The sequence below is a fragment of the Desulfosarcina ovata subsp. ovata genome (assembly GCF_009689005.1).
Classification (GTDB): Bacteria; Desulfobacterota; Desulfobacteria; order Desulfobacterales; family Desulfosarcinaceae; genus Desulfosarcina; species Desulfosarcina ovata.
Genome location: NZ_AP021879.1, coordinates 3,305,879 through 3,317,978, shown reverse-complemented (window position 1 = coordinate 3,317,978; position 12,100 = coordinate 3,305,879). Strand labels below are relative to the sequence as shown.

Genomic DNA, 12,100 nt, shown 5'->3' with positions numbered 1-12,100 from the left:
CATGATAGACATTGATAAACGGGAAAGCAGTCGATAATCCGATTAAAGGACTTCGATCCAGCCTTCGGGTCCTTCGGTGACGCCATACTGGATATTCTGAATGGTTTCGAAAAACTTGTGCGCCAGGGGACCGACCTTGCCCTCGCCCACGCTGATGACCGTATCTCCGTATTTCAGCTCTCCCACCGGAGAGATGACCGCAGCCGTACCGGAACCGAAGATCTCCTTGAGATGACCGGTGGTGTGGGCGTTGATCACTTCATCGATGGTGATGCGTTTTTCGGAGACCTTCAGTCCCCATGAGCGGCCCAGGGCAAGTACCGAGTCCCGGGTGATGCCGGGCAGGATGCTGCCGGAAAGGGCGGGGGTGATCAGTTCGTCGTCGATGACGAAGAAGATATTCATGGCACCGACTTCCTCGATGTACTTCTGTTCCACCCCGTCCAGCCACAAGACCTGGGTGTAACCCTCCTCGTGGGCCGCCTCGCCGGCATACAGACTGGCGGCGTAGTTGCCCATGGTTTTGGTGTCTCCCACGCCGCCCCGCACAGCGCGGACATGATCCTTGGTGACCATGATTTTCACCGGGTTGAAGCCTTCCGCGTAATAGGCTCCCACCGGGCAGAGAATTACGAAATAGCGGTAGGTGTGGGAGGCACGCACCCCAAGGAAGGGGTCGGTGGCGATGACGGTCGGTCGGATGTAAAGTGATGTGCCCGGCGCCGAGGGAACCCATTCCTGCTCCACCGAAATCAGCTGCTTGAGCGAATCCATGGCAAATGCTTCATCGATTTCGGGGATGCAGAGTTTGTGGTTGGAGTGGTTCAGCCGTTTGAAATTTTCCCGGGGGCGGAACAGCTGGATGCCGCCCTTCTGGTTGCGATAGGCCTTGAGACCTTCGAAAACGCCCTGGCCATAGTGCAGGACCATGGTGGAGGGATCCATGATCAGCGGGGCATAGGGCTCGATACGCGGGTTATACCAGCCTTTTTCGACGCTGAAATCCATATTGAACATATGGTCGGTAAAGATGGTGCCGAACCCCAACTGGTTTTCATCCGGTTTGGCTTTCATCTGCTCCGCTTTTTTAATTGTGACTTCCATTTCGGGTTCTCCTCGATACGTGATCCGCTCTCGATCCGGTGTCCGGACGGTGGAAAATAAATGTATTAAATGGCTTGGAAAATAACCGGTAGAACAACTGCTCGATCATAGGTACACCCATTTTTCCCGTGAATCAAGCCCATCAATATCTTAAAGTCCGTACCAACGATTTGAAGCACCCTTAACAATTATATAATGTCTTCTGACGGATTGTCAGGAAAATGATTGACAAGCGACCGACCGAAAGGTAAAAGCCTACTTCAAGTAGATTTTTCTAACATGACTATAGTTACCTTACGACCTGCGACCGTTTGGCGGTGCGCAGGGCAGTGAAGGCGCAAGAGAGCATGGCACAGGCAGCTTTCTCGCGCCTTTTGTTTTGTCTGAATCGAACAGGAGAAGCATGAAACCGTCCCGCATCATTGAAACGCTGAAAACACTGATCACGATTCGCCAGCCGGTGTTCGTATGGGGCGCACCCGGAGTGGGCAAGAGCCAGGTGGTTGCCCAGGTGGCCCGGCAGGCGGGGGTCGAACTGGTAGACATCCGCGCCGTTCTGTTGGACCCCGTGGATCTTCGGGGGCTGCCCCGTATCGATGACAGCAACCGGGCCTGTTGGTGCCCGCCCGATTTTCTACCCATCAACGGCAAGGGGGTCCTGTTTCTCGATGAATTGAACGCCGCGCCGCCGCTGGTACAGGCGGCCTGTTACCAGCTGGTCCTGGACCGGCGATTGGGCGAATACCGCCTTCCCGACGGGTGGAGTATCGTTGCCGCCGGCAATCGGGAAACCGACCGGGCCGTCACCCATCGCATGCCTTCGGCCCTGGCCAACCGTTTCGTGCACCTCAACTTCGAGGTAGACGATGCCGAATGGCTGGCCTGGGCGCAAGCCGCCGGGGTCGCCGTCGAAGTGAGCGCCTTCGTGCGGTTTCGCACCAACCTTCTGCACGCCTTCGATCCTCAAAAGGACGACAAAGCCTTTCCCACGCCCCGTTCCTGGGAATTTGTTTCCCGTATCATGAACAGCCGGACAACGGCCATTCCGGACCTGGAGTTGATCGCCGGTGCGGTAGGTGAGGGGGCTGCGGCCGAGTTTTGCGGGTTTTTGCGGGTTTTTCGTGACCTTCCGGATCCGCAGGTGCTCATCGACAGCCCCGAAACCGCCGACGTTCCCGACGATCCGGCGACGCTATATGCGGTTTGCGAATTGCTCTCCCAGAAAACCGATCTGGCCAACCTGCCGCGGATCATGACCTATGCCAAACGACTGCCGCCGGAATTCAGTGTCCTGCTGGTGCGCGATGCGGCCCGGATCAACAGCGCCATCGTCGAAACGCCGGCCTTCAATGACTGGGCCGTTGCCCATGCCGATGTCCTCATCTGAGAGGCGGTTTGAAACGTCTGGACCAAGCCCGATAACCAGTCGAAAGGTAACGCAAAAACGGGATATGAATAAAGAGGCCCATAAAAAAGTAATCCGTGCCCGGGCTGGCTTGGTTTTGGATCACCCCTTTTTTGGGCATCTGGCCTTGCGATTAAAACTGGTGGAGGACGCCAAATGTGACACGGCATGGTCGGACGGGCGCATTCTGGCCTATAATCCGCTGTATGTTCAAATTCTGCCCGGGGAAAAGCTCAAGGGACTCATGGGGCATGTGGTCATGCATCCGGCATGTCGCCATCACCTGCGGCGCAAATCGCGAGAACCGGGCTTGTGGAACATGGCCTGCGATTACGCCATCAACTGGATTCTTCTGGAAGCCGGATTGAGCCTGCCCGACGGCTACCTGGACGATCCCGGATTGCGGGGCAGGACCGCCGACAATATTTATGCTCACCTGGAGGCCGAACGTTTCCGTGAACGTTCCGATAACCAAGACCGCAGGGTCGAAAAGCAGGCCATGGAAGCCGGGGAGGAAGTCGATCTCCCCGACGTCGAAAGCCGAGGCAAACGCCGGCAGCGCATCGGCGAGTCTGAGGACCATGAAGAGGATTCAGGAGAAGCCGAGGCCATTGATCAGGATGGTCCCGATGAGGACCAGGGAGATCCGGGGCAAGGCGACCCGGGGCGGTCCGGAGAAGTCCGCGACGCGCCACCTGCAGAAGACGGCGCCGGGGGCATCGGCGAGGATACCACCGGGGAGAGCCAGTGGCGCATCAATCTGGCCCAGGCCGCCTCCCGTGCCCGGTCCATGGGAGATCTGCCGGCCGGTCTGGCGCGCATGATCGAACGACTGCTCAGCCCGAAACTGGACTGGCGGCAACTTCTCAACCGTTTTATCCAGGCATCGGCGCGTAGCGATTATGCCTGGATGCCGCCCAACCGCCGGTATCTTCACCGAAATCTTTATCTGCCGGCCATGCGCAGCACCGATCTGCCGGAAGTGGTGGTGGCTGTGGATACATCGGGGAGCGTGTCGTCCACAGAACTCAACCAGTTTGCCGCCGAGCTTTCCGCCATTCTGGAAACATGCGCCCAAAGCGTCCATTTGCTTTATTGCGACAGCCGGGTGGCCCGTGTGGAAACGGTCGGCAGGCAGGATTTGCCGCTCTCCCTGGTGCCGGTCGGCGGCGGCGGAACCGATTTCCGGCCGGCTTTCGACTGGGTGGAAGGCCGGGGCCTTGCCCCTCTTTGCATGATCTACCTGACCGATCTGGCCTGTAACCGATTTCCCCAACCGCCCCCCTATCCCGTTTTGTGGGCCTGCGTGGGAGAGGTGAGTGCGCCGCCGCCATTTGGGGAGTGGCTGTCGATAAACGGCTCGGAGTGACAATGAGAAAAGGATAAAGCCGATGAAGATGGAATGGACAATTGGGAAAAAAGCCGGGCACCTGCGGCCCAAACTGCATTACACGCTCACCCTTGAGGATTTTGAGATCGACCTGGCCGTTCCCATGGTGCGGATTACCAGTACCATCCCCAAGCCGCCGGATGCCGGCCAGCACTATGTCTGGCCGGGGACCAAAGAGTGCGGTAAGGAAGAACCCGAAGAAGTATACGACTTATGTACTCCTTCTCATAAAACCGGCCATTGCCGGGAGATGCTGATGCTGCCCATGCGGCCCGGCAACAACTATCCCGAGGTCGAAGTCTCCTTTCGTCAACTTCGCCGTGCATATGAGGAGGCCCTCTTGGCCGCCTATGCCAACAGTGCCTTCGAAATCGGGGGCCGGTTGGAGATGACGCCGGAAACCAAACGGCGCATGGCACCGGCCGTAGCCGCCCGGCGCTTTCTGGCGGTCGTCGGCCAAGTATCCTGAAAAATAAAAAGGAGGTCAATCCAATGCGTCTGAACGGACAATCTCAGTCGAAGTATGCGTGGTGGGGACTATTGACGATGATGCTCGTGGTTACGCTGATTCCATCTGCCGCCCTGTGCCATACCCTGTTCATCCAATCCAGCCGGTATCAGGTTACCGAGGGGAAGCAGTCGCCGCTGTTTTTTTGTTACGGCCATCGTATTCCGGTGGACGACGGGGTACGCGCCAAAAAACTGATATGGTTGAACACTTGTCAAGAGAAAAACCTATCCATACCCAAAAAACTTGGGCCAATAATTTTCATCGAGCGTTTGGATAGAGGCGGGGTCTGCAATAACGACGGTAGAGCACTCTGATATTCGCGGATTGGATACCGCATGACTAGGCTTCGTCGTGGAGCTGCCTCGGTCTAAAGACGGGAGTTTCGGCCTGAAGGCCTATTCCGATAGCTTTTTCGAGGGTTCTCCAAACCGCGACCGCGCCCCTATCCAAAAGCTCGATGGCTATATTTGTTCTTTGATAAAGCCGATCCTTTCTTGAGCATTTTTAAAATCAATAAGTTCTTTTTCTATTTGCATCATCGATTATAGAGAAGTACTTATCCAGCTTCTTGAGCCGGAGCAACAGTCGCGCTTCTCTCGCCGTCGCTAATTCCCACCCAGCGTGGAAAGTCAGGGCTGTCAAGGCTGCGACCTTAGGGAGCACCCTTTAGGGCTTGGCCTTGATAGGCCTGGGTTTCCACGCTATAACAAATCATCTTTCAGCGGCCACGATTGGAACAGCCCGGGCAATGGCCCAGATGAAACCGGCCAACTCGCGTGCAATCGCGGTGATGACCACGTTATGGTTTTTGCCCTTTGCAATCAACCTGCGGTAGCGGTGGCATAGTCGTAGCTGTGCATTCCAGGCAATATCCAAAACATCGTCCGGCAAGCCTTCCTGGCGTTTACGGATCGCCTTACTTTTCCGGGCCGGCATACGATAGGCCTGAGCCGATTCGATCAACGTCCTGCGGGCATGGGTATTGCCGGTTTTGGTAATGGGGCCTTTTTTGATGGTGCCACCGCTTGAATGCTCCGATGGGATCAGACCCAAATAGGCCATCAGCTGTGCCGGCGTATCGAAACGGCTCAGATCCCCCAGTTCAGCGACGACGGTCACCGCGCTGAGCAAAGAAATCCCCCTGAGCGCTTGCAGAGCCTCGATAACCGGAAGCAGTCGACTGGTTTGGCAACATTGCTCAATCGCTTTTTCGATGCGCTTAACGCGGGCCTCATGGTCTTCCATGGCGTCCAGGTATTCGGTAAGGGCAATATGCTGGGCAGGATGCTGCATTTTCAGCTCCGCCAGCCAATTTAAATGAGCTTTACCCCATTTGCTTTTACCTGGATAACTGATTCCTTGTCGCAATAAAAAGGCATTGATCTGTTGTTTGACTTTGCGGAGCGATATTTGGATGTCTTTTCGTGCACGTACCAGGTCACGAAGCGCTTCATCGGCCTGATCGGGGACATACACCGGCGTCAGTTCTCCGGAACGGTGGAGCGTCGCCAGGTGGGTTGCATCACGGCGATCATTCTTAACCCGATCACCTGTTTTTTTGGGGATCAACGCTGGAGCAACGACAACGCAATCGATCCCCTTGCTTGTTAAATGCCTATAGATCGGATATCCGCACGGACCTGCTTCGTAAACACAATGCAATTCGGCGTTTTGTGAAATCAGTTTTCGCATGACGTTATCAATCTGCCCCAGGTCGTTGCTGATTTTTCCATACACTCGAACGTTTCCGTCACGTCCTTCATCGGCGATAGCAATGGTAATCGAATCTTTGTGGACATCTAAACCAACATACTTTACTATCTTGTTCATGGCCTGCCTCCTTGATTTTGGCTCTGTAGTTAGGTTTTTTACGGACCGCTCACTATAACCCACGTTTTCAAGGTTTGGCAGGCCTTTTTATTGCCGTCTTGGTTAACGTTCAACCATATTGTCTAAAATCGGTGCGGGTGCATCCACCTGCCGGAGACGTGCGCCCGGTCCTCATTCGCAACGAAACCTGCCTGCATTCCTACATGGTGGACTACGATATTCCCGGCTCCTATGTCCTCTCAGCCGAAACCAACCCCGGTTATTACACCGTTTACGTGGATAAAAAAGGCCGCGAGCGCCATACCATCAAACCCAAAAGCGCCGTTGCCGACCAGGCCGTGGAAATCAAAATGAGTCTTTACAGCAAACAGTACACCAAGACCTACGTGGTTTGCGAACACCCGTCTCCACAATTTCCGGCTCGCATCGGGCTTCCCCTGGAGCTGGTGCCGACGAAAGATCTTTTTCAATTGAAAACGGGAGACGTTCTGGAGTTGAAGGTATATTTCAACGGTGTCCCGTTTGCCGGGTCGGGTACATGGGATGCCACCTATATGGGATTTTCCACCGAGCCCGAAGACAACGCGTATCCCAAAACAGAGGTTTCCGGAGACACACTGCGAATTCCGATCCCCGTCGCGGGCCGCTGGTTCGTTCGCTATTCTACCAAAACCGACGCCCAAGGCGAAGCCCGGGCGGACTACACCCATCTGAAACACACCGCAACGCTGGTTTTTCAGATTCCCAATTCGCGTAAGATGTCCGCGACGGGATCCCATTGACCCCAATGTTTCCACCTCGGGGTTAACAAGGGCTTGATGGTAAGAGAAGGATATGGAGGGTCGAAAACGACTTAAAAGTTAGAACGGTTTCATTAAAATAGGATGTTCCTTACGGCCTGTGGCCAACTGACGGTGCACAGGAAGTGAAGGCGCGAAAGGGTTGCTTTTATGCGACAACCCTCTCACGCCTTTTTTAATGCAGAAAGGAGGGCGCCAAACCGTAATTTTCACCGGAGTAAGAAGCCGCTGTCGGCCTTGCCGCCACAGCAACGGCAAAACCCAAATGAAACAAAATGCATTCGTTAAAAAAGGAGAAAATCGATGAAAAGAGCAATGACCCTTCTGGCCTGTCTGGCCCTATGCGGGATATTTTTTACTGCCACGGTTTACGCCGAAGCGATGTCCAATCAGGAGTTGTCCGACCGGATCCGGCAACTGGAAGCCAAATTGGGTGCCGAAGGCGGAATATTGCCTGATAAATGGAATGAACGCATCACCCTGAGCGGCACCATCGAAGTGGAGGCCGGTTATGTCAGTACCGACCCGGAGGGCGGCGACAGCACCGACGAAAGCGACATTTCCGTTGCCACCGTGGAACTGGGGGTTGACGCCGAAATCGTCAAGCATGTCTCCGGCCACATCCTGTTTCTATACGAAGACGGCGAAGACATTGTCATTGACGAAGCTACCATTACCCTCAGTGGCGAAGACGTGATCCCGGCCTTCCTGACTGTCGGCGAGATGTACGTGCCCTTCGGCAACTTCGAGTCCCACATGATTTCCGATCCCCTGACCCTGGAGATCGCCGAGACCCGTGAAGCCGCCATCCAGGTGGGCGTGGAGAGCGGTGGCTTCTATGGATCGGCCTTTATCTTCAACGGCGATGTGGATGAGGCGGACGAAGACGACGATCACATCGACAACTTCGGGGCCAATGCCGGCTACACCATGGAAAGCGATACCTTCACCATCGACGCCGGGATCAGCTATATCAACAACCTGATCGACGCCGACGGATGGGAGGACATCATCGATGAAGAGGGCCTGGAGCTGAACGACTATGCCGCCGGCCTGGGGGCATACGCCATCGTCGGCATTGGGCCGGTTACCCTGATCGGCGAGTATATTACCGCCCTGGACGAAATCGAGTGGGTCGGCGAGGCGCCCCAGGACGAAATTTCCGCCTGGAACCTTGAAGTCGGCTACACCTTCGCCATAGGTGAAAAAGAGGCCGTCGTGGCGGCAGCCCTGCAGGGAACGGATGAGGCCGAAAACGCGTTTCCAGAAACCCGCTACATGGGTTCATTCAGCCTCGGTATCTTTAAAGCGACCACACTGGCTTTCGAATATGCCCATGGCGAATTCGAAAACGATGATGAAGAGGATGCCTTTACCGCGCAGTTGGCAATAGAATTCTGACCAGTTTCAATGCATGACGGATTCGTAAAAAGCCCGATATCGGCGTTACGCTTCATCCTTCGTCACTGCGGAGTACGATCAGTACGCCTCATTCCTCAGGATTCGCAAGCCTTGATCTCGGGCTTTTTACGAATCCGTCTGAACGGAGATTTTTTACGAGACCATCAATGCATGCACGCCCACCGTTTGTCGGCAATCGGTGGTTTCCGGAGCCGGGAGATGCCTCCCGGCTTCGGCATTTAAAATCAAGTCTGGTTAAATCTTTTGGGTTGATGGCAGGTTACCGTGGCGGGAATGGAAAGCGGCGACAGTCATGTATCCACGTCGACTTCGATGAGTTTTGCCTCCGAGCGGCTCAAGGCGACGCTGCAATTGGCCACCCGACATTGAATCGGGTCGCCGAACGGGGCTCTTCGAATGACATCGACCTCGGCATGGGGCAGAAAGCCAAGGTCAAGCAGGCGCCGGCGCATGGCACCGGTAGCGTGGTGGCATTGGATTCTGGCCCGTTGACCGCATTTTACATCGTTAAGCATGCAGCATCTGCAGCGTTCTCGTTTTTTGCATCCGCGTCCTCGCATGCGTCCTCCATTCATGATCTTTTCAGAGAGTGATGTTTATACTCAGAAAGTAAGCCATGTCAACAGCTATTTTATATTTCTAACTTTTTCCCCAATGCTGAAAACGCCGGCGACCGCAGTTTATGGCGCGTATAATCCTGCCTTGATCGGCAGGTACAGGGAGAGGATGGGCAGCAGGGACAGAAGGATCAGGACGATCGCGTCCATGAGGACGTATGGGATGGCCTCTTTGGCCACACTGTCCACGTCACTGCCGATCAGGTTGGCGGCGGTAAACAGGTTGACGCCCACCGGCGGTGTGGCCTGCCCCACGGCCAGGGCTGAAATGAAAATCACACCGTACCAGACGGGATCGATGCCGAAAGCCTTGAGCACCGGGATGAGAATGGGCATCAGCAGGTAGGAAATGCTGATGGCGTCCAGCACCATACCCAGGGCCAGCAACAGCAGATCGACCAGAATGATCATCACCACGGCATTGGGCGCGATGCCCACGATCAGTGCGGCGGCCTTGTCGATGACCCCGATGACCGAGGCGGTCCAGGTGAAAATGCCGGCGAAGACCACGATGAACATGATTACCGAACTGGTGACCGCGGCGTCCACAAGCATGTCGATCATGTCACGCCAGTGGATCGAGTGGTAGACGAAGACGGCCACGAACAGGCTGTAAAAAACGGCCACCACCGCGGCTTCCGTGGGGGTGAAGATGCCCGAATAGATCCCGCCCAGAATGACCACCGGCGCCAGCAGCGCCCAGACGGATTTTTTAAAGGCCTGCCAGATTTCCGTGGGGCTGCCCCGTTCTGCCAGCCCCCGGTAGCCGCGTTTTCGGGATACCCAATAGGCCACCAGTACCGTCCCGAAACCGGTGATCAGGCCGGGGACGATTCCGGCAACGAAAAGGGCACTGACCGAGACGCTGGTGATGTTGCCGTAAATGATAAAGGCAATGCTGGGCGGCAGAATGATCGAGAGATCCGAGGCATTGGCAATGGTCGCGCCGGCAAAGCTTTTATCATAACCGTGTTTGATCATGGGGGCCAGGAGGATCATTCCCACAGCAGCCGTCGTCGCCGGTCCGGATCCGGACAGTGAGCCCCAGAAGATGCAGGTCATTACCGCCACCATGGCCAGTCCGCCGGTGCTTTTGCCCACCAGCAGTTCGAAGAAGCGGGCGATGGTCGCCGCGAGCCCGGCGCGATCGAGAATCACACCGGCCAGAACGAAGAAAGGAACCGCCAGCAGGGGGAAGGAGGCGATCCCCGAAGCGAAGTTGACGCCGAGCATTTCGATGCCCAGATCGAACTGGTAGATGGTGACCACCCCAGCCACCCCCAGGGCGGTGCCAATGGGGACGCCGAGCGTCATCAGGACCAGAAACACCGTGCTGATGAGCACAATTTCCATCAGGGCGCCGTCTCTCTGTCGAGCATGGCCAGACGGGCCAGGGTGCCGCGGTAAATGCCCCTGAAGACAAAAACTGAAAACAGCGGCACGCCGGCATAGTAGATCCACACCGGAATTCCCAGGGCCGCGCTGGTGGCGTGAAACAGGGTTAGTTCATCGTAGATGGCCTGAATCATGTACCCGCAGACCAGGACGAAGAGGCCCGCGCCCAGAAGCGCGCTGAACACCACCAGGCCTTTGCGCATTTTCAGCGGAAACCGGTTGAAAACGGTCACCATGCCCAATTGGGCCCCGCGCTCGAAGGCGATGCCCGTTCCGACCACCGTCATCCATACAAAGAGGTTGATGGTAATCTCTTCGGTGGCACCGATGGAGAAGTTGATGAAATAGCGGCTCAGGACGTTGATGAAGGCGATCAGGGCCATGCCCATGAGCAGCAGCGCGGCGATCCAATAGTCTGCGCGAATCGGCTTGTGTGATTTCAAGAAATACTCCCCACCCGTTTGGCATAAGGCTCGGGTTTTACACAGTGAGGGGCGGCCCCGGCCGCCTTGTCGGGGCTATCGGCCCATGTCAGCCCGGGCTTTGTCAACCAAGTCCGTTCCCAGTTTCCGGGCCCACTTCTTCAACACCGGGGCCGTGGCGTCGGCAAAGGCCTTGACCTGATCGGTGGACAGAAAGGAGACGGTCATGCCCTTGGATTCCATGAATTGAACCGGATCGGGCACCTCCATAGTGTGGTTGAATTCGTTTTTGAGAATGTCGAGAGATGTGTTGCCGTCCAGCCCGGCCCGGCACAGGGCGATTTCAAACCGGCCGGAGGTTTGGGCGGCCTCCTGAATCGCTTGCCGGATATCGCTAGGAAAGGCCTTCCACTGCTTTTGGTTCCAATAGATGACCAGCGGATCAACGAGGTAGTTCCACATGGTGGCGTAGCGGTGATACTGGTGGATCTGGACCGGAATCAATACGCCCACCGGGTTCTCCTGACCGTCGACAACCCCCTGCTGAAACGCGGTCTGGGCGTCACCCCAGTTCATGTTGACCGGATCGGCCCCCAACTGGCGAAAGGTGTCCATGAACATTGGATTGCCGACGACCCGGATGCGCAACCCTTTGAGGTCGGCCGGTTTCCCGATGGGGTGCTTGCTGTTGGTCACTTGCCGGAATCCGTTTTCGGCCCAGGCCAGCGGCTGGAGGCCGATTTTCCGCATGGCGGCAAACACCGCCTGACCGGACTGGCCGGCCTTCATTTTGTCCAGGTTCTCGAAGGTGTTGATAAAAAAGGGCAGGTGAAAAATGTTGGCTTCGGGTATGACCGGCGAGATGTTGATGGTCGACTCATAGGCACAGTCAATGACGCCCTTGGCCACCATTTGGGCGGATTTGAGCTGAGCCCCCTTGAGCAGGGCACTGCCGAAATAGGGCTTGATGTTGATCTGACCATCGGTCTTTTCCCTGACCAAATCGGCGAATTTTGTCGCACCGATGCCCCAGTAGAACGACGGCCCCACGTTGACTTGCAGCTTGTATTCCCTTTTGAATCCCGCCGCCAGTGCAAAGGGCGTCATGAACAGGGCCAACACCATGACCGCAACCATGGAGACAAGCCCATGGAAGAAAGCTCTTTTCATTGTCGTCATTTCCATCTCCTTTTTTGGCTTCAAT

At 56.0% G+C, this 12,100-nt stretch carries 12 protein-coding genes; 6 read left to right on the top strand and 6 right to left on the bottom strand.

What is annotated here, in order from left to right:
* Positions 1-42 precede the first annotated feature (42 nt).
* The gene (locus GN112_RS14685; RefSeq protein WP_155310901.1) at positions 43-1,104 is read right to left on the bottom strand and encodes a branched-chain amino acid aminotransferase; all 1,062 of its coding nucleotides are present in this window, start codon (positions 1,102-1,104) and stop codon (positions 43-45) included.
* A 403-nt stretch (positions 1,105-1,507) separates the two neighbouring features.
* On the opposite strand from GN112_RS14685, the gene GN112_RS14680 reads away from it, so the two are divergent.
* The 4 genes from GN112_RS14680 (at position 1,508) to GN112_RS14665 (ending at position 4,724) form a co-directional block, all read left to right on the top strand.
* Entirely contained in the window at positions 1,508-2,491 is a 984-nt protein-coding gene (locus GN112_RS14680; protein WP_155310900.1) for an AAA family ATPase, read from the top strand.
* Between the two features lie 64 nt (positions 2,492-2,555).
* On the top strand, positions 2,556-3,878 hold the full coding sequence (locus tag GN112_RS14675; RefSeq protein WP_155310899.1) for a vWA domain-containing protein: 1,323 nt from the start codon (positions 2,556-2,558) through the stop codon (positions 3,876-3,878).
* A 22-nt stretch (positions 3,879-3,900) separates the two neighbouring features.
* The gene (locus GN112_RS14670; protein ID WP_162458946.1) at positions 3,901-4,368 is read left to right on the top strand and encodes a hypothetical protein; all 468 of its coding nucleotides are present in this window, start codon (positions 3,901-3,903) and stop codon (positions 4,366-4,368) included.
* Positions 4,369-4,391: 23 nt separating this feature from the next.
* The gene (locus tag GN112_RS14665; RefSeq protein ID WP_155310897.1) at positions 4,392-4,724 is read left to right on the top strand and encodes a hypothetical protein; all 333 of its coding nucleotides are present in this window, start codon (positions 4,392-4,394) and stop codon (positions 4,722-4,724) included.
* Positions 4,725-5,121: 397 nt separating this feature from the next.
* On the opposite strand, the gene GN112_RS14660 is transcribed toward GN112_RS14665, so the two are convergent.
* Entirely contained in the window at positions 5,122-6,240 is a 1,119-nt protein-coding gene (locus GN112_RS14660; RefSeq protein ID WP_155309156.1) for an IS110 family RNA-guided transposase, read from the bottom strand.
* Between the two features lie 131 nt (positions 6,241-6,371).
* Here GN112_RS14660 and GN112_RS14655 point away from each other — a divergent pair, with 131 nt between their 5' ends.
* Entirely contained in the window at positions 6,372-7,022 is a 651-nt protein-coding gene (locus GN112_RS14655; protein ID WP_269434976.1) for a DUF4198 domain-containing protein, read from the top strand.
* A gap of 321 nt (positions 7,023-7,343) precedes the next feature.
* Positions 7,344-8,441: an LbtU family siderophore porin gene (locus tag GN112_RS14650; RefSeq protein WP_155310895.1), complete on the top strand. Its 1,098-nt coding sequence runs from the start codon at positions 7,344-7,346 to the stop codon at positions 8,439-8,441.
* Positions 8,442-8,752: 311 nt separating this feature from the next.
* Here GN112_RS14650 and GN112_RS14645 read toward each other — a convergent pair whose 3' ends face one another.
* From GN112_RS14645 to GN112_RS14630, 4 genes are all read right to left on the bottom strand, one after another.
* Complete coding sequence (locus tag GN112_RS14645; protein WP_155310894.1) at positions 8,753-8,977, bottom strand: FeoA family protein; 225 nt, start codon at positions 8,975-8,977, stop codon at positions 8,753-8,755.
* 165 nt (positions 8,978-9,142) lie between these two features.
* Positions 9,143-10,432 carry a TRAP transporter large permease gene (locus GN112_RS14640; RefSeq protein ID WP_155310893.1) on the bottom strand — a complete coding sequence of 430 codons (1,290 nt, stop codon included), beginning with the start codon at positions 10,430-10,432 and terminating at the stop codon, positions 9,143-9,145.
* A complete protein-coding gene (locus GN112_RS14635) occupies positions 10,432-10,917 on the bottom strand; it encodes a TRAP transporter small permease (RefSeq protein ID WP_155310892.1) in 486 nt (161 codons plus the stop codon). The genes GN112_RS14640 and GN112_RS14635 overlap by 1 nt, the downstream gene beginning before the upstream one ends.
* A 75-nt stretch (positions 10,918-10,992) precedes the next feature.
* Positions 10,993-12,075 (bottom strand): DctP family TRAP transporter solute-binding subunit, encoded by a 1,083-nt coding sequence (locus tag GN112_RS14630; RefSeq protein WP_231717030.1) that lies wholly within the window; start codon positions 12,073-12,075, stop codon positions 10,993-10,995.
* Positions 12,076-12,100 lie beyond the last annotated feature (25 nt).